This window comes from Pseudonocardia sp. DSM 110487, from assembly GCF_019468565.1.
Taxonomy (GTDB): Bacteria; Actinomycetota; Actinomycetes; order Mycobacteriales; family Pseudonocardiaceae; genus Pseudonocardia.
The window spans coordinates 2,269,647-2,292,474 of sequence record NZ_CP080521.1; the positions used below are offsets into that span (position 1 = coordinate 2,269,647).

Here is a 22,828-nt window from a genome sequence, read left to right on the forward strand (position 1 = left end):
AAGGACACCGCCGATGCGTTACTCCCACCGCTGGCGCACCGCGCTCGCCGTCACCGCAGCGGCCGCCCTGCTCGTACTCGCCGGTTGCGGTGACGCCGGCCGCCGCGACACCGCGCCGGCAGACGGCGGCGCGGCGGCGGCGTCGGACAAGCCGCGGCTCGCGATCGTCTACTACCCGCAGTTCCGCGACGGGTCATGGGGCGAGGCAGCGCTGAACGGTGCCCAGAAGCTCAAGGACGCCGGGACGATCGCCGACTTCGCCGTGCAGGAGAACGTCAATCCCGGGGCCGACGGTGTGCGGGCGCTGCGCGGCTTCGCCGAGCAGGGCTACAACCCGATCATCGCCCACTCGTTCAACTACGGCGACGACGTGAAGCAGGTCGCGTCCGAGTTCCCGAACACGATCTTCGCCTACGCGGGCGGCTTCGGTGACGTCAAGGACAACGTCGCCGACTACTCCCAGCCGTTCTGGGAGGCCACCTACCTGGAGGGCATCCTCGCGGCCGGGGTGACGCCCGGCGGGAACGTCGCGGGAGCGGGCGGGTTCGACATCCCGGTGTGCCGGGCGATGTACAACGCCTACCTGGAGGGCGCGAAGCTCGTGCGGCCCGACACCACCGGCTCGTTCGTCGCCGTCGGTGACTGGTCCGACGTGCAGAAGGCCAAGGAGGCGGCGCTCGCCCAGGCCGACCAGGGCGCCACGATGTTCGTCGGCTGCGGACAGGGTCCCACGTTCGGGCAGATCGAAGCCGCCACCGAGCGGGGTGCCGTGGCCAACGGGTACACCGGCGACATGTCGGGGCTCTCGGGGCAGGTGCTGGCGTCGTTCACCTGGAACCTCGACAAGGTCTTCGCGGAGATGGTCGCCGACGTCGCCGCCGGGAAGACCAATCCCACGCGCTACTACGAGGTCGGCATGACCAAGGACGGCCTCGACGTCGTGATCAACCCCGCGTGGCAGGGCCGGATCCCGGCCGAGGTGATGGCGACCTACGAGCAGAAGCTCGCCGACATCCGCAGCGGGGCGCTCACAGTCCCGATGAACACGCAGTGATCCAGGCGGCCTCTCTGCACGGCATCCGGCGCAGCTTCGGCGCCGGGGCGCCCGCGCTCGACGGCGTCGACCTGGAGCTGCGGGCAGGCGAGGTCCATGCACTTCTCGGCGAGAACGGGGCGGGCAAGACCACGCTGATGCGGATCCTCGCCGGCCTCGACAGCCCCGACGAGGGCACGGTCGAGGTGGCGGGGAGCCCGGTCGACGAGTTCAGTCCCCGTGCCCTGCGGGAACGCGGGGTGGCGATGGTGCAACAGCACTTCACGCTGGTCCCGACGCTGACGGCGGGGGAGAACCTCGCGCTAGCCCGCCCGTCGGGGCGGCTGCGCCCCGGTGCCCGGCAGGCGCGGCGCCGGGTCGAGGAGCTGGCCGAGCGCTACGGGCTCCCGGTGCGCGCGGACGTGCCCGTCGACCGGCTCTCGGTCGGCGAGGAGCAGCGCCTCGAAATCCTGCGCGCGCTCGACGCCGACGCCCGCCTGCTGATCCTCGACGAGCCGACCGCCGTGCTGGTCGACGCCGAGGCGGAGACGCTGCTGCGGGTGTGCCGCGCCCTCGCGGAGGACGGCCGGGCGATCGTGATCATCACCCACCGGCTGTCCGAGGTGTTCGCGGGCTGCGACCGCGTCACCGTGCTGCGCCGTGGCGCCGTGGTGTGCGCGGGCGAACCGGTGTCGGCGCACGACCGCGCCAGCCTCGCGACGCTGATGGTCGGCACGGCACCGACCGAGCTCTCCGTCTCAGGGCGTGACTCCGATGGGGACGTCCGTCTCCGGCTGGAGGGTGCTGCCCGTGGCCGGCTGCAGCCGCTCGACCTGCAGGTCCGCGCCGGCGAGGTGCTCGGGGTCGCCGGCGTCGACGGCAACGGCCAGTCCGAGCTGGAGGAGCTGCTCGCCGGGATCGCCGCACCGGACGGTGGCAGCGTCACCGTCGACGGGAAGCCGGTGCCCGTCGGCGCGCCTCGGGACCGGGTCGCCGACCGCATCGCCTACGTCCCCGCCGACCGCTACCGCAGGGCCCTCGCCGGTCCGCTCACGCTCGCCGACAACCTGGAACTGGGCCGCGGCGACCGGCGCCGCGCGCCGATCACCCGGCGCGAGGAACGCGCCGAGCCGGTGCTCACCGAGTGGGACGTGCGGGGCAGTGGGCCCGGGGCGCGCGCGTCGAGCCTGTCGGGCGGCAACGCCCAGAAGCTGGTGCTCGCCCGCGAGCTCGCGGCCGGACCCCGCCTCGTCGTCGCGGCCCAGCCGACCAGGGGCCTCGACCCGGAGGCCGCGCGGATGATCAGCGAGCGGATCCTCGCCGCGGCTGCCGACGGCGCCGCCGTCGTCTGGTTCGGCGCCGAGCTCGACGAGCTCTTCGTGGTGGCCGACCGGATCGTCGTGCTCGCCGGTGGGCGGGCCACCGAGCCGTTCACCCCGCCGTACGACCGCGGCGCCGTGGGGCTCGCGATGGCGGGTGGGCACGCGTCGTGACCATGACCAGGACCCCCGCGCCCGCCTCCGCACCCGACGGCGGCCCCGACGGCGTGCTCTCCCGGCTGCTGCGCGGGCCCGACAGCGCGCTCGGCCACGTCGCCGTCCCGGTCGGAGCGGTGCTCGCCGCGCTCGTCGTCGGCGGCGTGCTCATGGCCGTGGAGGGGGTGGCGCCGCTCTCGGCGTACGGCGAGGTGGTGCTCGGCGTGTTCGGGCGCACCCGCGGCCTGATCGACACCGCGGTCATGGCCACCCCGCTGATCCTGCTCGGCCTCGGCATCGCCGTGGCCTACCGGGCGCGGGTGTTCACGATCGGCGCAGAGGGCCAGTACATCGCGGGCGCGCTCGCCGGCACGGCCTGGGTCACGGTCGGCCCGCCGTTGCCGGGGTTCCTGCTGCTGGTCAGCGGCCTCGCCGTCGCCGTGCTGACCGGTGCGGCGTGGGCCGGGATCACCGCGTGGATGCTGGCCCGGTTCGGCGCGAGCGTTGTGATCACGAGCCTGCTGCTCAACTACGTGGCGGCCGCGGGGCTGGCGTGGGCGGTGCGGGTGGGCATCCGCGATCCCGGCTCGTTCACCCCGCAGAGCAGGGCCCTCGGCGACGCCGCGCTGCCCGACATCCCCGGCACCGGCATCCACCTGGGCTTCTTCCTCGCCCTGCTCGCGGTGCCCGCGCTCGCCGCCGTGCTGCGGCGCACCCGCTTCGGGTTCCGGGTCGAGGTACTCGGCGCCAACCCCGAGGTACTCGCCGTCAACGAGGCCCGGCCGGCGCGCACCCGCCTCGCGGTGCTCGCGCTGGCCGGAGCGTTCGCGGGATTGGCCGGGTTCGTCGAGGTCGCGGGCGTGACCGAGCGGATGACGCCCGCGTTCGCCACCGGCTACGGCTTCACCGCGATCATCGTGGCCCTGCTCGGGCGGCTGCGCCCGCTCGGCGTGCTCGTCGCGGCGCTGCTGCTGGCCGGGCTCACGGTCGGCTTCGACGAGGCCGAGCGCGTGTTCATCATCCCGTCGACGACCGTCGGGGTGATCCAGGCGCTGATCGTCGTCTTCTTCGTGGCCGGTGACGCCCTGAGCAGGCGGGGGAGGCGCTGATGGACACCCTGCTGACCCTCGCGACCCTCGCTGCGGCGATCCGGCTCGCGATCCCGGTGGCCGTCGCGGCGCTCGGCGAGCTGATCAGCGAACGGGCCGGGGTGCTGAACCTCGGCCTTGAGGGCACCATGCTGTTCGGAGCGCTCGCCGGATACCTCGCCACCCTCGCCAGCGGCACCCCGTGGCTCGGGCTCGGCGGCGGGATTCTGGCCGGCGCGGCGTGCGGTGCCGTGCTCGCGCTGCTCATGGTGGTGGTCCGGGCCGACCAGATCGTCACCGGGCTGGCGTTCACGCTGTTCGCGGGCTCCGCCACCACGTACCTGTTCGAGCAGTCCTACACGATCGGCCAGGCGCCGCCGCGGATCCCGAGCCTGTCGATGGCGCCGCTCGTCGTGATCGTGCTCGTCGTGCTGGCCGGGGTGTGGTTCCTGCTCACGCGCACCACGGCCGGCCTGGTGCTCAGCGCCACCGGCGAGGCGCCGGAGGCCGTGGACGCGCTCGGGTACCGGATCCCGCGGGTGCGCACGCTCGCCACCGTCACGGGGAGCGCGATCGCCGGGCTGGCCGGGGCGATGCTCGTGTGCGGGCCGCTCGGGCTCTTCGTCCAGAACGTCACGGCGGGGCGCGGCTGGGTGGCGCTCGCGCTGGTCGTCTTCGCGCGCTGGCGCCCTGGCCGCGCGGTGGCCGGGGCGCTGCTCTTCGGGCTCTGCGACGCCGCCCAGCTGCGGCTGCAGGGCACCGCCACCGCGATCCCGTACGAGGTGTTCCTCGCGCTCCCGTACGTGGTCACGCTGCTCGCGCTCATGGTGCGGGCCCGCCGCAGCGGCACGCCCGCCGCGCTCGCGGTGCCGTTCGTCCGAGGAGGCACTTAGTGCTGGCCGACGTACTTCGTCCCGCGGAGGCCGAATGAACATCGATATCCGGATCGGGCCCGCGCTCGTCGTGCCCGTGACGGCCGAGCCGTTCACGGGGTACGTCGAGGTCACCGGCGGGGAGATCACTCACCTCGGCCCGTCGCCGACGGACACGCCTGCCGCGGAGACCGTCACGGAGCCGGGCCGGATCGTCATCCCCGCGTTCGTCAACACGCACTGCCACACCAGCCAGCAGCTCGGCAGGGGGCTCGGTGACGACGTCGGCCTGCTCACCTGGCTGCACGAGCGGATCTGGCCCTACGAGCTGGCGCTCGACGAGTCCGACAGCGAGCTCTCGGCGCTGGTCTGCGCGATCGAGCAGGTCCGCAACGGCTGCACGCTGCTCGCCGACCCCGGCGGCCGCCACGTCGACGGCATGGCGCGCGGGATCGCCGCCGTCGGGATCCGCGCGCTGCTCGGGCGCAGCGCCATGGACTCCGGCGACGGCCGACCCGAGGGCGACCGCGAGTCGACGGACGAGGTTCTGGATGCGCAGGACGAGCTCGTCGAGCGGTGGCACGGGAACGGGCTGCTGCGCTTCTCCTACACCCTGCGCACGATCTTCAACTGCTCCGACGACCTGATCACGGCGACGATGGAACGGGCCCGGAAGCTCGGCACCGTCGTGCAGATGCACGTGGCGGAGGTGCCCGAGGAGAACGAGCACTCGGTGGCGACGCGGGGTGTCACGACCGTCCGGCACCTGGAGCGGCTCGGCGCGCTCGGCCCCGACCTGCTCGCCGTGCACGCCACCTGGGTGGACGACGAGGAGATCGCGCTGCTGGCCGAGAGGGGGTGCCCCGTGTCGCACAACGCGGCGTCCAACCTCAAGATCCTCGGCACGCCGCGGATCGCCGACATGCTCGACGCGGGCGTGCACGTCGCGCTGGGCACCGACGGTGCGCCGTCCAACAATCGCATGAGCATGATCGACGAGATGTGGCTCGCCGCGATCGTGCAGAAGGGCGTGCGGCGCGACCCCACCGTGCTCCCGGCCGGGAGCGTGCTGCGGATGGCCACGATCGACGGCGCCACCGCGCTCGGCATGGGCGGGCTCGTCGGCTCCCTCGAGGTGGGCAAGCGGGCCGACCTCGTGGTGCTCGACCCGTTCACCCCGAATTTCGCCACCGCGGCCGATCCCGTGTCCGCGCTGGTGACCGCGTGCAAGTCCGAGAATGTCGAGTCCGTGCTCTGCGACGGCGAGTGGGTGCTGCGCGACCGGCGCTTCACCCGCGTCGACGAGGCCGCGGTGCTCGCCGAGGCGGCCGACCGGGCCGCGGCGGTGCGCCGTCGGCTGAAGATCTGAACATGGGAGGAACCGTGTCCGAAACACCGCCGCAGACCCTGCCCACCGTCGACGTCAGCTCGTTCGCGACGGGTGCGCCGCCCAGCCCCGAGCAGGACGCCGCCGCCGCGGAGATCGACCGGATCTGCCGGGAGATCGGCTTCTTCCTCATCGCGGGCCACGGCGTCGAGCCGGGCGTGAAGGCGGCGATGTTCGAGGCGATGCACCGCTTCTTCGCGCTCCCGGTGGAGGAGAAGCTGGAGATCGCGATCGGGAAGTCGGCCAACCACCGCGGCTACGTCGGGATCGCGGCCGAGAAGAGCGACGAGGAGGGCGCGGCCGACCTCAAGGAGTCGCTCGACACCGGCGGCGAACACGGCCCCGACCACCCCGAGGTGCAGGCCGGCATCCCGACGTTCGGGCCCAACCAGTGGCCCGCCGACCCGGCATTCCGGGAGGCGTGGGAGGCCTACCGCGCCCAGGGGATCGAGGCGGCGCAGCGCGTGCAGCGGGCGATGGCGCGGGCGCTCGGCCAGCACGACGAGTTCCTGCTCGACCGGCCCGGCGGCGAGGTCATGTACCACCTGCGCCACCTGCGCTACCCGCCGCAGGAGACCGTGACCCCGGGCCCCGACCAGCTCGGCTGCGGCGCCCACACCGACTACGGCACCGTCACCCTGCTCGCCGACGACGGCGTGGGCGGGCTGCAGGTGATGACGCGCGACGGCAGCTGGATCAACGTCGGCATCCCGGACGACCTTCTCGTCGTCAACATCGGTGACCTGATGGCGATCTGGACCAACGACCGCTGGGTCTCCAACCCCCACCGCGTGGTGAACCCGCCGCAGACCGACCGGTACTCGATGCCGCTCTTCGTCACCCCGCCGTTCCACGCGGAGATCAGCTGCCTCGAGTCCTGCCTCGCGCCGGGTGAGGAGCCCAAGTACGAGCCGCAGGAGGCCGGGCCGTACCTGATGAGCAGGCTCAACGCGACCCACACCTATCGCAATCCGCTCCTGGCGGCGGCCGAAGCGGTCTGACGGAGCGCACCGGGCGTGTGGCCGGTGTGGTGGCGGACCGTGCGCGTCAGGTGGGCCTGGTCGGCGAAGCCGAGGTCGGCCGCCAGCAGGGCGAGGCTGCGCTCGCCCTGCTCCAGGCGCTCCAGCGCGCGCCCGACGCGCACCCGGTTGCGGTAGCGGGTGAGGGAGACGCCGACCTCGCGGGGGAAGGACCGGCTCAGCCGGTAGGGCGAGACCCCGAGGTGGTCGGCGAGGGAGAACAGCCCTCCGGCGGCGGGATCGTCGGCGAGGATCGCCTCCCGGGCCGCCGCGACGAGCGCCCGGTCGCCGGTCGAGCCGGTCGGGAGCAGGCCGACCGTCGCCGACAGCAGCGCGAGCAGGCGCTCGACGAGCGCGTAGTCCGGATCGCTCCCGGCGGCCAGTAGCCGCCGGTGGGCGAGGTCGACGCGGGCGTCGACGTAGAAGTCCGCGCGGACGCCCGCGCGGCAGAGTGCCACCCACCGCGCGGGTGCAACCGAAATCGTCGTGCAGACGTCGCCGCCCGCCGGGTGGGCGAATCGCTCCTCCACGCCGGGCTGCGAGACGTATCCGAGCGTGGGATCGAGATCTCTGAGGCCGTGCGGGGTCGTCCGACGGAACCGGCCCGTGCGGACGAGCACGAGACGGTGCTCGCCCGGCACCTCCACATCGGACCAGCGGCGGTGGTGCTCCCGGCAGACCACCGTGCTCACCGTGACGTCGGGCCGGGTGGCGAGTGCGGCGACCGAGAGCACGGCGCGGACCGTACGCGCGGGGTCCGACAGCTTCGCAAGGATGTTCAAGACCTGGGCCGGGAGCGGAGCCAGGCTCGTGGCATGGCACTCCTGCGTACCGAGATCTCCATCGCCGCCGCCACCGCCGACGTCTGGGACGTGATCGGCGACTTCGCGGCAGGCCCGCTGCGCATGGCCCCGGGTTTCGTCGTCGGATGCGAGGCCGACGGGAACCTCCGGGTCGTCACGTTCGCCGACGGGGTGGTGGTGCACGAGCGGCTCGTCGCGGTCGACGATGACGAGCGGTGCGTCACCTACTCCGTGGTCGGTGGCAGCGTCCGGCCCGATCGCGACACCGCTCGGATGCAGGTCGTTCCCGAGGGCAGCGGCTGCCGCTTCGTCTGGACCCACGACGTCCGCCCCGACGAGCTCGGCCCCGGCTTCCAGGCGGCGATGGACCGCGGGGCCGAGGTCGTCAGGCGGACGCTCGAAGCCGCCGCATGCTCCCCCACGCCGCCGTGACCAGGGCCGCGAGGAGGACGAGGGCGAGGAAGACCTGGCCGTGCAGGCCGAGGACGAACACGGTGTCGTCGGCGAACTCGGGGTCGTAGGTGGCGGTGCCCGGGAACAGCAGCGCCCCGAGCATGCCGAGCCACGGCGTGGAGAGCAGCGCCGCGGCCCAGAGCAGTTGATTGCGGGCGACGAGGGCGAGGCCGAGCGCGCCGAGCAGGATCGACATGACGACGTACTGGGCGTCGTGGAACTTGGCGTGCGGCGGCCAGGCCGGGTTGAACGCGTGCTGGGCCGCCAGATCGGGGACCACCACGTCCGCGAGCAGCGCGCCGAGCGCGGTGATCACCGCGACGGCGCCGACGACGATCCTCGGCCAGGTCATCTCTTCTCCTTCTCGTGGGCGCGCAGGAAGGCGTCGACGACCTCCGGCACGTAGCCGTCGGGGATGGGCCGGTTCGCGACGAGGCGGCGGAAGAACAGCGGCCCGAAGAGCTGGTCGACCGCCAGATCGGTGTCGAGCAGTGCCGGGAGCTCGCCCCGCTGTTTGCCGGCGTCGACGATGTCGCGGAGCACCTGCGTGCCGGCCCGGTACAAGGCGTCCTTCATCTCGGCGAACGCCGCGTCCACTGCGGCCCGCTCGATGACGAGACGGAGCGCGCGGTCGCTGACGGGCTCGTGCAGCATCGCGCGGCTCGCCCCCAGCTCGGCGATCAGGTCGGCGCGGACGGCGCCGGTCGGCGCGGTGTGGGCGACCGCGATGTGGTGTTCGAGGGTGTCGCGGATCAGGGCCGGTGTGTCCGGCCAGTGCCGGTAGAGCGTGGTGCGTCCGATGCCGCTGCGCTCGGCGACGGCGACGTGCGTGACGCCGGGCCAGCCCTGCTCGATCAGCAGGTCCCGCGCCGCCGCCAGCGCGGCGGCCCGGCTGCGGAGTGCTCGCGGATCCACCATTCCCTCACTTCGGAACACTTTGTCCCATATCTGTGGGACAGAATGTACCAGAGTCAGGCGGCGACGTAGCCGAGGCGGCGGAGTTCGTACGCGACTGTCCGGGCGATCCGAGCCGGGTGGCAGTAGACCGTGTAGGCGTCGAAGCGCAGGATCGTCCAGCCGAGCCGGACGAGTGCGGCCTCGCGGAGTAGGTCCTTGTGCGCCCGGTCCTGCTTGCGGTGGTCATCGCCGTCGTACTCGATCGCCAGCTTCACCGAGGGGTAGGCGAGGTCGAGTCGGCGCACCCGGCCTGCGGCCTCGACCTCGAACTGGATCTCTGGGGCCGGTAGGCCGTGTTCGTGCAGGGCGATCCGGATGCGGGTCTCCATCGGGGACTCGGCCAGCGGGGTGGCAAGGCGCAGCACGGGAACGATGTGGCGGCCACCCCACGCGCCGAAGTGGAGCATTCGCAGCCGCATGACGTCATCCAGCGCGATCTTGCAGTGGTGGGCGATGGCGTCGACTGCGACGATCTTCTCCCGCAGCGTGGGCACCCAGCGGGCGAGGTCGAACGCCGTGCGGACGGGGTTCGTGACGCCGTACTGGCCCACCTCGGTGATCTCGGCGGGATCGACAGCGTCGCGGTGGACCCGCAACCCGGTGCATCGGTACGACTGGCCACCCATGCGCAGCAGCAGTACCTCCGCCGGAGCGTCGGCGGGGCCACACGACGCACCGAGCAACTCGGCGGCCGAGTAGCCGGCCAGCACTCCGCGCCCCTCGACCAGGACCGCCGCGGCGGCGGATCGGAGCGCGAGATCGGGCTCGAGGTCGGCGGGGGCGTACACGTCGGGGAACAACCGCTGGAAACGGGGCCCGCGCAGCTGACCTGAGGTGAGCAAGCCTGAGGCGACGGCGGCCGAGCCACGGAACGGGCGGGTGAGATCGATGGACATGCCCGGCACAGACGGCGCCGGGGCGCTCGCGGTTCCATGATCCGCGGAATCGGTTGTCTATGGTCGTGATCGCAGCCGTGGACAACCGATACTTCAGATCTTGAAGTGCATGATCCGAAGTATCGGTTGCTCATGGTCGTGGTGGCAGCTGTGGGCAACCGGAAGTTCGGATCTTGGTCCGCTCACTCGGCGCGGTGCAGCTCCCAGCGGCCGGAGTCGATCTCGAAGCGGCGGTCGGGCCCGAGCCAGCGGCCGATCATGGAGCGGCCCGTGGGATCGAGCACGAACTGGGCGATCCCGTGGTACACGGCGCCCCGGTAGTAGCCCGACGGCGACGTGCGCTCCGTCCAGCCGCCCGTGACCAGCATGCCGTCGGTGGAGAGGTCGAGTTCGAGCGTGCCCGTCTCCGTCGGCTCGCTCCTGCCGACGAGGCGGCCGCCCGCTGTGCGGAGCTCGATCCGGTGCACACCCTCCAGCTCTGCGCCTCGGCCGGTGCTGACGTAGGTGTACCGACTCGCCCACGGTCCGGTCAGTTCGTGGAGTGCCGGGCCTCGACCCAGCGCAGCGGGCGGTCGTGCACTGGCCCGGCCGGCCGCCACGGCGGCGGCGGTGCTCAGCTTGAGCAGCTGCGCGCGGCGCTGATCGCCGGGCAGCCGGTGGGGCCAGTCGGCAATGGCGCGGGTCAGCTGGTGGAGGTCGAGGTTGCCCACCTGCCACGCGAGTGTCTCCGGTTCGGTGCCGCCGTCGGAGCTCCGGCCGCCGCCGTGCTCACCCCAGCCGGCCAGTAGATCGGCGACGTCGCACTCGTAGATCTGCGCGAGCCGGTCCAGGACGTGCAGTGACGGCATGTGCCCGGTGGGGCTGGGCCAGTTCTCCCAGTAGGAGATGTTCTTGAAGGTCTTCGGCTCGTCGGGCCAGCGGCGGGTCCACGCCTGGGCCGCCTCGGCCTGCGTCCAGCCGTGGGCGATCCGCATCGCGACCCGGGCATTCAGGCCGTAGCGGGTGCGCAGGGCTGCGGCGATTTCGCTCCACGTCCGGCCGTCGCTCGCAACGACTCGGCAAGGGCGAGCTGCTCACGGAGCCGGGCGGAGCGGGCGACCATGGCCGCAACGTACTCCCCGCCCGACCGGGAATCACGGCACGAGATCGCGGCGTCACGGGGTGTCGACCAGTCAACCGCGACGCGACGCTCAATACGTGCTCGAGGACGAGGAGTGGGCGGCGGGAGACTGGCCCTTCGCGGTCGAGTTGGCCGCCATTCCCGAGGTGTGGGCGGCGCTGCTGGAGCTGCACGTCAGCGGCCGGGACGGCCGGTGCCTCGGCTGCCGCTCGCAGGTGCGGATCGCACCTCACTGGCCGTGCACGCTCTACCGTGCCGCGGCCCATGCGCGCCGCATCGCCGCTGGCAGGCAGTGATCCGCGGTATCGGTTGTCCATGGTCGTGGGCGCAGCCGTGGAGAACCGACACTTTGGATCTTGGCCCCCTGTTGCGCGCCGCGATCCGCGCCAGGACCGGGGCCCTTCCCTGCGGTCGATCGCAGCCCCGTCGAACCCCGTCTGCATTCGACGGCGTATCCGCAGGGTCCGGGGCCGGCGTGCGCCCCGCCAGTCGTGGAAGGAACCGACATGACCCGTCACGAGACCCGGAGTCGCTGGGCGGCCACCCTGCGAACCGCCCTCCGCCTCGGCCGTGAAGCCGGCCGGGCGCTCGATGGCCGGACAGGGGCGCGCTCCCCGGCGAACCCGATCGCCCGCGACGCCGCCCGCTGGCGGCACTGACGAGGACCGCCGGGAAGACGCGGGCCTGAACCTCGAAGCCCGCCTCCTACACTCCCGCCATGGCTCGTGTGCGTCCCGGTGAGGCCGCCAACCCCGCTCCGCCCACCGTCCAGCGGGTGCGGCTGCGCTTCGCCAAGCGCGGGCGGCTGCGGTTCCTCTCCCACCGCGACGTGGCGCGCAGCTTCGAGCGGGCCGTGCGGCGGGCGGGCGTGCCGGTCGCGCATTCGCACGGGTTCAGCCCGCACCCTCGGCTGTCCTGGATCGGCGCGGCTCCCACCGGCACGGCGAGCGAGGCCGAGTACATGGAGATCGGGCTGACCCGCCCGGTCGACCCCGCGGCGCTCGTGGCCGCCCTTGACGCCGCCCTGCCCGACGGGCTCGACGTGCTCGCGGCCGCCGTCGCGGAGGGTAGGCCGCTGGCCGAGCGGATCGAGGCCAGCAGTTGGGTCGTCGAACTGCCCGGCGTCGAGCCGGCTGCGCTGCGGGCCGCGCTGTCCGCGCTGCTCGATCGGGAGTCGGTTGTCGTCGAACGCGTCACACCGTCGGGTCGTCGCAAGATCGACGTGCGGGCCGCGCTCGTGCGGGCGGACGTGCGGGATCCGGCCCCGGACGATGCCGCACCGTCGGGTGGCGCGGGCGCGATACCCCCCGATCGGGCGGGAGTCTGTGCGATACTGACGGCGGTCGTGCGGCAGACGACACCCGCCGTTCGACCCGACGACGTGTTGGGTGCACTCGATGTTGTCGCAGGCCTCAGGCTGTCATCGCCCGCCAAGGCGACCCGGACGGCCCAGGGACTGCTCGACCATCGAGGCGACCTGGCCGATCCTCTCGGCTGAAGACCGGGTCACCACCCGGGCCTGATCCAGCGGACCGGCTCGTCGCCGAGGAGTGCCGCCCTCCCCGGGCGGAGCGAGACCAGAGGATTGCTCGTCGCGCAGCGCGGCGAGAGAGAACTGCACGTGGCCCCTGCGCGGCCGCCTCCGCACCGGAGGCGCCCGGGGGCGGAGGAGCTGGATGTCGAATACTGAATCGCCCGCCGGTACACCCGGCGGGCCAGTCACCGTACCCGCGCTGGACGACCTGCCGGAAAGGATGCGGGTGCACGCGCTCGCCAGAAGGCTCGCACGTACGAGCCGCGAGGTGCTCGCGGCGCTGGCTTCGTTGGGCGTCGAGGTGCGCAGCGCCCAGTCCAGCGTCGAGAAGAACGTGGCCGAGCAGGTAGCCGCCAAGCTCGGGCCCGAGCAGGAGCATCCCCCCGCGCAGGACGTGGGCGAGCCGGACCCGGGTGAGCCGTCCGCCGAACCCGGCGCCCCGCTTGCGCCGGTGTTTGCCCCGCCCACCCCACTGTTCCAGGCCCCCAGCCGGCCCAGCCGCCGGCCGGAGCCCGCCCCGGCCCCGGAGCCCGCCGCCGAGACCACCGAGCCCGCGGCCGGCGCCGAGGACGAGGGCGACGACTCCGACGATTCCGATGACGCCGCCGGTCGCCGTCGCAGGCGCCGCGGCCGTCGCGGCCGCGGCCGGGGTCGTGGCGCCGACGGCACCGACGACGAGACCAGCGACGACAGCACCGGCGAGTCCGGTGAGGGCGCCGCCGAGGACGAGTCCGGCGAGAGCGACACCGACAGCGGTGACGAGGCCGAGGACGGCGAGCAGGACGACGAGGCCCAAGGCGACGGCGAGGAGACGGGCACCGCGCGCAGGCGTCGGCGCAGGCGTCGCCGCCGCGGCTCGGGCGACGACGCGGCCGACGTCGGTGACGAGGCCGACGTGTCCAACACGGTCACCAAGGTGCGGACGCCGCGCGAGGTGCGCGACGACGAGGGCGACGGCGTGCAGAGCGTCCGCGGTTCCACCCGCCTCGAGGCCAAGCGCCAGCGCCGCCGTGACGGGCGGGACGCCGGGCGGCGGCGGGCACCGATCCTGTCGGAGGCCGAGTTCCTGGCCCGCCGCGAATCGGTGGATCGCTCGATGGTGGTTCGGGAGCGCGGCGACCGCGTCGAGATCGCGGTGCTCGAGGACGACATCCTCGTCGAACACTTCGTCAACACCACCGGCAGCCGCGACGGCAGCACGGGGAAGTCGCTGGTCGGCAACATCTACCTCGGCCGCGTGCAGAACGTGCTGCCCAGCATGGAGGCCGCGTTCGTCGACATCGGCCGGGGCCGCAACGCGGTGCTCTACGCGGGCGAGGTCGACTGGGACGCCGCCGGGCTCGGCGGGAAGCAGCGCCGCATCGAGCAGGCGCTCGCCAGCGGCGACAGCGTGCTCGTCCAGGTCACGAAGGACCCGATCGGCCACAAGGGCGCCCGGCTCACCACCCAGATCAGCCTTGCCGGCCGGTTCCTCGTCTACGTCCCGAGCGGCGGTGCCGCCGGGATCAGCCGCAAGCTGCCCGACGTGGAGCGCAAGCGGCTCAAGGACATGCTCAAGGAGATCGTCCCCAGCGAGGCCGGGGTGATCATCCGCACCGCGTCGGAGGGCGTGAGCCAGGAGGCCCTCGAGCGCGACGTCCGCCGCCTGCAGGCGCAGTGGGAGGTCGTGAAGGGCAAGGCCGAGGCCACCGGCCCGAACAAGCCCAAGGCGCCCGTGCTGCTCTACGAGGAGCCGGACCTGCTCATCAAGGTCGTGCGCGACCAGTTCAACGAGGACTTCTCCCGCCTGATCGTCGAGGGCGACGACGCGTGGGAGACGTTGGCCAACTACGTCGGGCACGTCGCGCCGGAGCTCACCGACCGGGTGCGCCGCCACGTCGGGCCGAACGACGCGTTCGCCGAGTACCGGATCGACGACCAGCTGCTCAAGGCGCTCGACCGCAAGGTGTGGCTGCCCTCCGGTGGCACGCTGGTGATTGACCGCACCGAGGCCATGACGGTCATCGACGTCAACACCGGCAAGTTCACCGGCTCGGGCGGCAACCTCGAGGAGACCGTCACCCGCAACAACCTCGAGGCGGCCGAGGAGATCGTGCGCCAGCTGCGGCTGCGCGACATCGGCGGCATCATCGTCATCGACTTCATCGACATGGTGCTCGAGGCCAACCGCGACCTCGTGCTGCGCAGGCTCACCGAATGCCTCGCCCGCGACCGCACCCGCCACCAGGTCGCCGAGGTCACCTCCCTCGGGCTCGTCCAGATGACGCGCAAGCGCGTCGGCGGCGGGCTGCTGGAGCACTTCTCCACCCCGTGCGAGCACTGCCGCGGACGCGGTGTGATCGTCAACACCGAGCCCGTCGTCGCCGCCGTCAGCCGTCCGGACCGCCTCGACCGGCCCGAACGCGAGGTGCGCCGGTCCCGCGGCGGTCGCGGGCGCCGGGAGGGCGACGATCGCAACGGCCACGACGTGCGCAAGCCGGAGCCGGTCGCCGTCGCACACGCCAACGGCAACGGCCGTCCGGACACCGCCGAAGCCTCCGTCGACGTCGGTGCGCCCGCCCCGGTCGTCACGCCCGCTGCGCTCGACCCGACGCCGGCATCGCCGGTGCCGCCCGCCGAGCCTGCGCCCCCCACGAGCAGGCGGGTGCGGCGCAGCGCGCGCCGCGGCGTGGTGGAGACCTCGCCCGCGGCCGCGCCGGTGGACGTCGCCTCCGACGTGGTCGAGGAGGTCGTCGTCGAGCGCTCGGTCGCAGCGGCGCACGACCGTCCCGAGGCGGACGCCACCGAGACGCCCGAGGTCGCTGCGCCCGAGGTCGCCGCGTCCGAGGTTGCCGCGTCCGAGGTCGCTGCACCCGCGGTCGCCGTGCCCGACGTCCCCGAGCAGGGGGCCGACGAGCAGGCCGTGAGCGAGCCGGAGGAGCGGCCCCGCCGTCGCCGCGGCCGGGTCACCCGCACCGCGGGAGCGCCCTCCGCCACGGCGGGTGACGCGCCCGTCGCCGCGGTGCTCACGGTGCCGGTCACGCCGGAGCCGGGTGCGGCTCCCGCGCCCGTTGCCGTGCCGCCGCAGCCCGAGCCCGCCCCTGCCGCCCGGCCCCGCCGGGCCCGCAGGGCGGCGTCGCGGCCTGCGGGTCCGCCTGCGGCGGAGGCCGGGGGAGACCCGGCATGACCGACCTTCGAACCCGTCCGGTAACCTGGGACATCAGTGCCGCGCTCCGAAGCAGTCGCGGCCCGCACAGGGTGCCCTGTGCTATGACCCCCGAGCTTCAGGAGCAGTGCGTCGATGTACGCGATCGTCAAGACCGGCGGTAAGCAGTACAAGGTGGCCGTCGACGACGTCGTCACCGTCGAGAAGATCGATGGTGATCCCGGCGCCGAGGTGAGCCTGCCGGCTGTGCTCCTGGTGGACGGCGACGACGTCACCACCGATTCCGCGGCGCTCGCGGCGGCCTCGGTCACCGCCACGGTGGTCGAGCACACCAAGGGCCCGAAGATCCGCATCCACAAGTTCAAGAACAAGACCGGCTACCACAAGCGGCAGGGCCACCGCCAGCCGCTCACCAAGGTGCAGGTCACCGGAATCTCGAAGTAGGAGGACGCAACCATGGCTCACAAGAAGGGTGCGTCCAGCTCGCGCAACGGTCGCGACTCCAACGCACAGCGTCTCGGCGTGAAGCGCTTCGGCGGCCAGGTCGTCAACGCGGGCGAGATCCTCGTCCGCCAGCGCGGCACCAAGTTCCACCCGGGTCTCGGCGTCGGCCGGGGCGGCGACGACACGTTGTTCGCGCTGGTCGAGGGCTCGGTCGAGTTCGGCTACGCGAAGGGCCGCAAGGTCGTCAACGTGGTGCCGGCGCAGGCCTGAGGCCTGTACCACCCGTAGAACCTGACAACGGCGGGCCGCCCCAGGGGTGGCCCGCCGTTGTCGTGTGAGGAGAGTCGATGTCGAAGTTCGTGGACCGCGTGGTGATTCACGCCACGGCGGGCGCGGGCGGCAACGGCTGCGCCTCCGTGCATCGCGAGAAGTTCAAGCCGCTCGGCGGCCCGGACGGCGGCAACGGCGGGCGCGGCGGATCCGTTGTGCTGGTCGTCGACCCCGGGGTGCACACGCTGCTCGACTTCCACCACCGCCCACATGCCATGGCCGGCAACGGCAAGCAGGGCCAGGGCAGCTTCAAGGCCGGCGCCAACGCCGAGGACCTGGAGCTGCGCGTCCCCGACGGCACGGTCGTGTTCGACCCGGACGGCGAGATCATTGCCGACCTGGTCGGCGCGGGCACCCGCTTCGTGGCCGCCGCGGGTGGTCGCGGTGGGCTGGGCAACGCCGCACTCGCCTCGTCGGCGCGCAAGGCGCCAGGGTTCGCGCTGCTCGGCGAGCCGGGCGAGACCCGTGATCTGGTGCTCGAGCTGCGCTCCATGGCCGACGTCGGGCTGGTTGGCTTCCCGTCGGCGGGGAAGTCCTCGCTGGTGGCGGCGCTGTCCGCGGCCCGGCCGAAGATCGCCGACTACCCGTTCACCACGCTCGTGCCGCAGCTCGGCGTGGTCACGGCGGGGGAGGACGTGTTCACCGTCGCCGACGTGCCTGGTCTCATCCCGGGTGCTTCGGAGGGCCGCGGTCTCGGGCTGGACTTCCTGCGCCACATCGAGCGCTGCTCGGTGCTCGTGCACGTCGTCGACTGCGCCACGTACGAGCCGGGCCGCGACCCGGTCTCCGACGTGCACGCCCTCGAGGACGAGCTGGCCCGCTACACGCCCGCGCTGGGCGGCGAACTGGCCGACCGGCCGCGGCTGATCGCGCTGAACAAGGTCGACGTGCCCGACGCGGCCGAGATGGCAGACCTGGTGAAGGCCGATCTCGAGGAGCGCTACGGCTGGCGGGTCATCCCGATCTCCACCGCGTCCCACGCGGGGCTGCGCGAGCTCTCGTTCGCGATGGCCGAGCAGGTCCGCGCCCACCGTGCGGCGCAACCGGTGGCCGAGCCGACGCGGATCGTGCTGCGCCCGCAGGCCGTCGACGACTCCGGCTTCACGATCGAGCCCGACCCGGAGCTGCCCGGCGGCTTCATTGTCCGCGGCGCCCGTCCGGAGCGCTGGATCCGGCAGACGGCGTTCGACAACGACGAGGCCGTCGGCTACCTCGCCGACCGGCTCACCCGCCTCGGTGTCGAGGACGCCCTCGCGAAGGCCGGCGCGGAGCCGGGCTGCCCGGTGACGATCGGCGATGTCACGTTCGACTGGGAGCCGAGCACCCCGTCCGGCGTGGCCGTGATGATGTCCGGCCGGGGCACCGACCGGCGCCTGGATCAGAGCGGCCGCATCTCGGCGGCCGAACGCAAGTCGGCGAAGGCGGAACGCCGACGGCACCACACCGACGAAGAACTGTGGCCGGGCGAGGACGAATGAGCGGCGCGCGAGCCCGGATCGCGTCGGCGCGGCGCATCGTCGTCAAGGTCGGATCGTCCTCGCTCACCAGCCTCGACGGCGGGCTCGACCCGTCACGCTTGCAGGCCGTGGTCGATGCGCTGGCCACGCGCCGGGAGGCCGGGAGCCAGGTGGTGCTCGTGTCGTCGGGCGCGATCGCGGCCGGGCTCGCCCCGCTCGGGCTCACGCGCCGTCCCCGCGATCTCGCCACCCAGCAGGCCGCCGCGTCCGTCGGGCAGCTGCTGCTCGCGGAGGCGTACGCCGCCGCGTTCGGCAAGCACGGGCAGCCGATCGGGCAGGTGCTGCTCACCGCGGACGACATGATCCGCCGCGCGCACTACCGCAACGCCCAGCGCACCCTCGAACGGCTGCTCGGGCTCGGCGTGGTGCCCGTCGTCAACGAGAACGACACGGTGGTCACCGACGAGATCCGGGTGGGCGACAACGACCGGCTCGCCGCGCTGGTGGCCCACCTGATCGGTGCCGACGGGCTCGTCCTGCTCTCCGACGTCGACGGTCTCTACGACGGCGACCCGCGGCTTGCCGGCTCCAGCCTGCTGTCCGAGGTGGATGCCCCGGCTGACCTGGAGGCGGTGCGGGTGGCGCGGGCGCGGGCCGGCTCGCTGGGCACCGGCGGCATGGCCACCAAGATCACGGCCTCCGCGATGGCCGCTGCCGCCGGCATCCCGGTACTGCTCGCGTCGGCCGAGGACGTCGTCGCGGCGCTGGACGTGGCCGAGGCGGGCCCGAAGGTCGGTACGGCGTTCCAGCCGTCGGGCCGGCGCATGTCGGCGCGCCGGTTCTGGCTGCGGCACGCCGCGGACGTGCGCGGCGCGCTCGACCTGGACGCGGGCGCGGTCGCCGCGGTGATCGACCGCAGGCGCTCGCTGCTCGCGGCCGGCATCCACGGCATCTCCGGCGACTTCGTCGCGGGCGACGTTGTCGACCTCGTCGGCCCGAACGGTGTGGTCGTCGCGCGCGGGGTGGTGGGCTTCGATGCGGCCGAGCTACCCGAGCTGATCGGCCGCCGCACCCGCGACCTGGCTCCCGAACAGCGCCGGGAAGTCGTGCACGCCGACGACCTCGTGCCCATGGCAGGCTCCTGACCACCGGGGTTGGCGGGTAATGCCCCGGGGCACCAGACTCGCCGTCGTGGACGCCGAGCGGGCTCGTAGCCGGATGGTCGACGCCCTGCGCGAGGCGGGCAGGATCCGCTCGGCCGCCGTGGAGGAGGCGTTTCGTGGCGTTCCGCGCCACCTGTTCCTGCCAGGGCTCGCCGTCGCCGACGCCTACGCCGACGAGGCGGTCGCCGTGCAGTTCACCGAGGGCGTGGCCACCAGTTCGGCGTCGCAGCCCTCGATGATGGCGATCATGCTCGAGCAGCTGGGCCTGCGGCCCGGTCACCGGGTGCTCGAGATCGGAGCCGGCACGGGTTACAACGCGGCGCTGATGTCCCGGATCGTGGGCCCCACGGGCGCGGTCACGGCCGTCGACATCGATGAGGAGCTCGTCGACCGCGCCGCCGTGCACCTGGCTTCGGCGCGGGTCTACGGCGTGGACCTGGTGGCGGCCGATGGCGCGAACGGCTACCCACCCGGCGGGCCGTACGACCGGATCGTGCTGACCGTGGGCAGCGACGACGTGCAACCCGCGTGGGTGGCGCAGCTCGCGCCGGGTGGGCGGCTGTTGCTGCCGCTCGCGGTGCGCGGCAGCCAGCTCTCGGTCGCGCTCGACCTGGGCCCGGACGGCGTGCTGCGTTGCGACTCGGTGCGCAGCTGCGCGTTCATCCGGTTGCGCGGGGCGGCCGCGAGCGCGGACGCGAGCCGGGTGGTCGGTGATCTGGGCATCGCGCTGCAGACGCCGGACGACGCCCCGGAACCGGATCCGGGCGGGGTCGCCCGCGTGCTGGCCGATCCGCGGGAGCGGCGCCCCGCGCCGGGGCGGCTGAGCGTGGTGGACATCTGGGACGGGTTCGGGTTGTGGCTCGCACTGACCGAGCCGGGCGTGTGCCGGCTGATCGAGGTGGAGCCCGAGACCCAGCTGCCCGACGACCTGTTCCCGCTCGGCTCCGAGGGCGGCACCGTGGCGCTGACGAGCGGGGACGGGGTGGCCGCCGTGGTGCTGGACGGGCCGCCGGAGCCCGGGCCGGGGCCAGTGGCCGTGCGCGAGTTCGGACCGGAAGGCGCCGCGCTCGGTGACCGCCTGCTGGCCGCGCTGGACAGCTGGGTCGCGGCCGGCCGGGCCGGCGCGGCGGACTGGCGCCTGACCGTGGTGCCGACGGGGACGGACGCGCCCGTCCTCACCGCGCCGCAGGTGATCGTCAAGAGACATTGCCGGGTGCTGGCCGAACTCCCCCGCCCCTCGAGCAGCGCTATGGACCCATAGCGCTGTTCTAGACGGTGCCTGCTTCCAGACCGAGGAGCACCTTGCTGCTGCCGGATGTGCGGTCGCCTGCGACAGCAAGTGCCTCTGCAGCCTGCTCCAGAGCGAACCGGTGGGTGATCACTGGGGAGACGTCGAGGCCGTCTCGCATGGCCCGCAGGGCGTCGTCGATCTCGTCGACGAACCGGTAGGAGCCCACCCAGGTGATCTCGCGGGTGACCAGGTCGCCCAGCACCGCCGACACCGCGCTCCCGGGCAGGTTGCCGACCTGCACGAGTGTGCCGCCGCGGGCGGTGGCCCGCAGCACCGGGCCGATGGCCGCCGCGGCGCCGGAGGCCTCGATCACCACCTCGACGTCCTCGGGGAGCGCGGACGTGGTGAGGTCGATCGTGGTGTCGGCGCCCATCGCGGCGGCGACCACAAGCGCGGACGCCGCGACGTCGGAGGCCACCACGGCGTTGGCGCCGCGGTGCTTCGCTGCGGCCACCACGAGCGACCCGATCGGTCCGGCGCCGTTCACCAGCACGGTCTTGCCCCCGACGTCGCCCGCCCGGTTCACGGCGTGCAGCGCGACGCCGAGCGGCTCGGCCAGCGCGCCGTGCTCGGTGCTCACCCCGTCGGGCAGGAGGCGGATCTGGTCGGCGCGGACCACCCGGTACTCGCTGAACCCGCCGTCCGTGTGCGGGTCGAGGGCGGCCGAGCCGAAGTAGCGCACGCACGGGTGCAGGTTGGTGCGCCCGGCGATCCGATCCGGCAGGTGCGGATCGCCGACGAGCGTTGCCGGGTGGACGGTGGCGGCGTCCCCCTCGGCGATCCCGTCGACGTCCGGCCCGATCGCGGCGACCCGGCCCGCCACCTCGTGCCCGAGCACTAGCGGGTGGCGGATCACGGCGGTGCCGGTGGCCCCGTGCCGGAAGTAGGAGATGTCGGAGCCGCAGATGCCGCCCCATTCCATCGCCAGCAGCACCTCGCCAGGGCCGGGCTTCGGGTCGGGGCGCTCGTCGACCCGGACGTCCCCGGCGGCGTGCACGACAACCGCTCTCATGCGGCGTCCTCCAGCTTCACGAGGTCGCGCCCGCGCGTCTCGGGGGAGAGCACGGTGGCGACGAGGGTGATCAGCGAGTAGGCGACGAGCATCGCGGCGATCGGCCACCAGCTCCCGGTGACCGCGGTGAGGGTGGCCGCGACGACCGGCCCGATCGCAGTGGCGAGGATCCCACCGATCTCCTTGGCCAGCGCGAGCTGGGTGAACCGTGTGCGGGCCCCGAAGAGCTCGGCCATCGTGACGCTCTCCAGCGAGAACAGGCCGAGCACCCCGATGTTGAGCGCGAGGATCATGCCGAGCACCAGCGCGACGGTGCTGCCGCTGGTGATCAGCAGGAGCAGCGGGAAGGCGAGCACGGCGGTCAGGACGGACAGCGCGACGTACATCGGGCGGCGGCCGAACCGGTCGCCCAGCAGCCCGACGATCGGCACCGTGGCGAAGCCGAGCAGCGAGCCGTACATGATCGCGTCGGTCGGGACCGACCGGTCGATGAGCAGCGTCGAGGCGATGTAGCCGACGAGGAACGTCTGGACGAGCCCCGAGTTTCCCGCCTGGCCGAACCGCAGGCCCAGCGCGAGGAAGAACGCCTTGCCCTTGCGCTGCTGGAGGCCGGCCTCCAGCACGCTTCCTTCCGCTTCGGCACGGCTGAGGGCCCGGCCGTCGACGACGTCGGCGCGCTCCTCGAACACCGGGCTCTCCTTGAGGCTCCTGCGCAGCCACACCGCGAAGATCATCAGCACGAAGCTGAGGAGGAACGGCAGGCGCCAGCCCCACTCCAGCAGCTGCTCGTCCGACAGCACGGCCAGCAGGAACGCCCAGAGCGCCGACGCGGCGAGCGTGCCGGAGTTCGTCCCGAGGGACACCAGCGAGGCGATCACGCCGCGGCGGCGCACCGGCGCGTACTCGGCGAGCATCACGGTGGCGCCCGCGATCTCCGCCCCTGCGCCGAAGCCCTGGATCAGCCGCAGGGCGACCAGCAGGATCGGTGCGAGGAGGCCGATCTGCGCGTACGTCGGCAGGAAGCCGATCAGGGTGGTGGACGCGCCCATCAGCAGGATCGTCAGGTACAGCACCCGCTTGCGCCCGATGCGGTCGCCCATCCGCCCGAAGTAGATCGCGCCCGCGAGCCGCGCGACGTACCCGACGCCGTAGGTGGCCATCGCGGCGATCAGACCGATCGCGGGACTGACGTTCGGGAAGAAGAGCTGGTTGAAGACGATGGCGGCCGCCAGCGAGTAGAGCTGGAAGTCCATGAACTCCATCGCCGTGCCGAGCCAGCCGGACGTGGCGGCCTTCGCCAGGTCGCGGGTCGTCCGGGTTGCCGGGCCCGCTTTCGTGCTCTCGGTCAT

The 22,828-nt window shown here is 73.2% G+C and carries 23 protein-coding genes; 16 read left to right on the plus strand and 7 right to left on the minus strand.

What is annotated here, in order from left to right; genetic code table 11:
- Window positions 1–13 precede the first annotated feature (13 nt).
- Genes K1T35_RS10350 through K1T35_RS10375 form a run of 6 tightly spaced genes read left to right on the plus strand, consistent with a single transcriptional unit; the run spans window position 14 to window position 6,856 of the window.
- Complete coding sequence (locus tag K1T35_RS10350; RefSeq protein WP_220259944.1) at window positions 14–1,054, plus strand: BMP family protein; 1,041 nt, start codon at window positions 14–16, stop codon at window positions 1,052–1,054.
- A complete protein-coding gene (locus K1T35_RS10355; protein ID WP_220259945.1) occupies window positions 1,051–2,526 on the plus strand; it encodes an ABC transporter ATP-binding protein in 1,476 nt (491 codons plus the stop codon). The genes K1T35_RS10350 and K1T35_RS10355 overlap by 4 nt, the downstream gene beginning before the upstream one ends.
- A 2-nt stretch (window positions 2,527–2,528) precedes the next feature.
- Window positions 2,529–3,617, plus strand: coding sequence for an ABC transporter permease (locus tag K1T35_RS10360; RefSeq protein ID WP_220259946.1), 1,089 nt, complete (start codon window positions 2,529–2,531; stop codon window positions 3,615–3,617).
- Window positions 3,617–4,489 (plus strand): ABC transporter permease, encoded by an 873-nt coding sequence (locus K1T35_RS10365; RefSeq protein ID WP_220259947.1) that lies wholly within the window; start codon window positions 3,617–3,619, stop codon window positions 4,487–4,489. Before K1T35_RS10360 ends, K1T35_RS10365 begins: the two co-directional genes overlap by 1 nt.
- Window positions 4,490–4,523: 34 nt before the next feature.
- The gene (locus K1T35_RS10370; protein WP_220259948.1) at window positions 4,524–5,837 is read left to right on the plus strand and encodes an amidohydrolase family protein; all 1,314 of its coding nucleotides are present in this window, start codon (window positions 4,524–4,526) and stop codon (window positions 5,835–5,837) included.
- A 14-nt stretch (window positions 5,838–5,851) separates the two neighbouring features.
- On the plus strand, window positions 5,852–6,856 hold the full coding sequence (locus K1T35_RS10375; RefSeq protein ID WP_220259949.1) for an isopenicillin N synthase family oxygenase: 1,005 nt from the start codon (window positions 5,852–5,854) through the stop codon (window positions 6,854–6,856).
- Here the strand turns inward: K1T35_RS10375 and K1T35_RS10380 are convergent.
- On the minus strand, window positions 6,817–7,608 hold the full coding sequence (locus tag K1T35_RS10380; protein ID WP_255621751.1) for an AraC family transcriptional regulator: 792 nt from the start codon (window positions 7,606–7,608) through the stop codon (window positions 6,817–6,819). The two genes, K1T35_RS10375 and K1T35_RS10380, sit on opposite strands and share 40 nt — an antisense overlap.
- 81 nt (window positions 7,609–7,689) lie before the next feature.
- On the opposite strand from K1T35_RS10380, the gene K1T35_RS10385 reads away from it, so the two are divergent.
- Complete coding sequence (locus tag K1T35_RS10385; RefSeq protein WP_220259950.1) at window positions 7,690–8,109, plus strand: SRPBCC family protein; 420 nt, start codon at window positions 7,690–7,692, stop codon at window positions 8,107–8,109.
- Here the strand turns inward: K1T35_RS10385 and K1T35_RS10390 are convergent.
- The 4 genes from K1T35_RS10390 to K1T35_RS10405 form a co-directional block, all read right to left on the minus strand.
- Window positions 8,063–8,482: a hypothetical protein gene (locus K1T35_RS10390; RefSeq protein WP_220259951.1), complete on the minus strand. Its 420-nt coding sequence runs from the start codon at window positions 8,480–8,482 to the stop codon at window positions 8,063–8,065. The genes K1T35_RS10385 and K1T35_RS10390 overlap by 47 nt on opposite strands.
- Entirely contained in the window at window positions 8,479–9,048 is a 570-nt protein-coding gene (locus tag K1T35_RS10395; protein ID WP_220259952.1) for a TetR/AcrR family transcriptional regulator C-terminal ligand-binding domain-containing protein, read from the minus strand. The genes K1T35_RS10390 and K1T35_RS10395 overlap by 4 nt, the downstream gene beginning before the upstream one ends.
- Before the next feature lie 53 nt (window positions 9,049–9,101).
- On the minus strand, window positions 9,102–9,983 hold the full coding sequence (locus tag K1T35_RS10400) for a DUF559 domain-containing protein (protein WP_220259953.1): 882 nt from the start codon (window positions 9,981–9,983) through the stop codon (window positions 9,102–9,104).
- Window positions 9,984–10,165: 182 nt separating this feature from the next.
- Window positions 10,166–10,957, minus strand: a complete 792-nt coding sequence (locus tag K1T35_RS10405) for a helix-turn-helix transcriptional regulator (RefSeq protein ID WP_220259954.1) — start codon at window positions 10,955–10,957, stop codon at window positions 10,166–10,168.
- A gap of 223 nt (window positions 10,958–11,180) precedes the next feature.
- Between K1T35_RS10405 and K1T35_RS10410 the strand changes: the two genes are divergently transcribed.
- The 9 genes from K1T35_RS10410 (at window position 11,181) to fxlM (ending at window position 20,437) form a co-directional block, all read left to right on the plus strand.
- Window positions 11,181–11,399, plus strand: coding sequence for a hypothetical protein (locus K1T35_RS10410; protein ID WP_220259955.1), 219 nt, complete (start codon window positions 11,181–11,183; stop codon window positions 11,397–11,399).
- A gap of 210 nt (window positions 11,400–11,609) precedes the next feature.
- Entirely contained in the window at window positions 11,610–11,762 is a 153-nt protein-coding gene (locus K1T35_RS10415; RefSeq protein ID WP_220259956.1) for a hypothetical protein, read from the plus strand.
- A gap of 59 nt (window positions 11,763–11,821) precedes the next feature.
- Window positions 11,822–12,601 carry a TIGR03936 family radical SAM-associated protein gene (locus tag K1T35_RS10420; protein ID WP_220259957.1) on the plus strand — a complete coding sequence of 260 codons (780 nt, stop codon included), beginning with the start codon at window positions 11,822–11,824 and terminating at the stop codon, window positions 12,599–12,601.
- Between the two features lie 178 nt (window positions 12,602–12,779).
- Window positions 12,780–15,803, plus strand: a complete 3,024-nt coding sequence (locus K1T35_RS10425) for a translation initiation factor IF-2 N-terminal domain-containing protein (RefSeq protein WP_220259958.1) — start codon at window positions 12,780–12,782, stop codon at window positions 15,801–15,803.
- Between the two features lie 114 nt (window positions 15,804–15,917).
- Window positions 15,918–16,226: a 50S ribosomal protein L21 gene (gene rplU, locus K1T35_RS10430; RefSeq protein ID WP_220259959.1), complete on the plus strand. Its 309-nt coding sequence runs from the start codon at window positions 15,918–15,920 to the stop codon at window positions 16,224–16,226.
- A gap of 12 nt (window positions 16,227–16,238) precedes the next feature.
- A complete protein-coding gene (rpmA, locus tag K1T35_RS10435; RefSeq protein WP_220259960.1) occupies window positions 16,239–16,496 on the plus strand; it encodes a 50S ribosomal protein L27 in 258 nt (85 codons plus the stop codon).
- A 77-nt stretch (window positions 16,497–16,573) separates the two neighbouring features.
- The gene (obgE, locus tag K1T35_RS10440; RefSeq protein WP_220259961.1) at window positions 16,574–18,034 is read left to right on the plus strand and encodes a GTPase ObgE; all 1,461 of its coding nucleotides are present in this window, start codon (window positions 16,574–16,576) and stop codon (window positions 18,032–18,034) included.
- Window positions 18,031–19,158, plus strand: coding sequence for a glutamate 5-kinase (gene proB, locus K1T35_RS10445; RefSeq protein WP_220259962.1), 1,128 nt, complete (start codon window positions 18,031–18,033; stop codon window positions 19,156–19,158). The genes obgE and proB overlap by 4 nt, the downstream gene beginning before the upstream one ends.
- Before the next feature lie 46 nt (window positions 19,159–19,204).
- Window positions 19,205–20,437 (plus strand): methyltransferase, FxLD system, encoded by a 1,233-nt coding sequence (gene fxlM, locus K1T35_RS10450; RefSeq protein WP_220259963.1) that lies wholly within the window; start codon window positions 19,205–19,207, stop codon window positions 20,435–20,437.
- A gap of 7 nt (window positions 20,438–20,444) precedes the next feature.
- On the opposite strand, the gene K1T35_RS10455 is transcribed toward fxlM, so the two are convergent.
- Both K1T35_RS10455 and K1T35_RS10460 read right to left on the minus strand, forming a co-directional pair.
- Window positions 20,445–21,479: an L-idonate 5-dehydrogenase gene (locus K1T35_RS10455; RefSeq protein WP_220259964.1), complete on the minus strand. Its 1,035-nt coding sequence runs from the start codon at window positions 21,477–21,479 to the stop codon at window positions 20,445–20,447.
- Window positions 21,476–22,828, minus strand: a complete 1,353-nt coding sequence (locus tag K1T35_RS10460) for an MFS transporter (protein ID WP_220259965.1) — start codon at window positions 22,826–22,828, stop codon at window positions 21,476–21,478. Before K1T35_RS10460 ends, K1T35_RS10455 begins: the two co-directional genes overlap by 4 nt.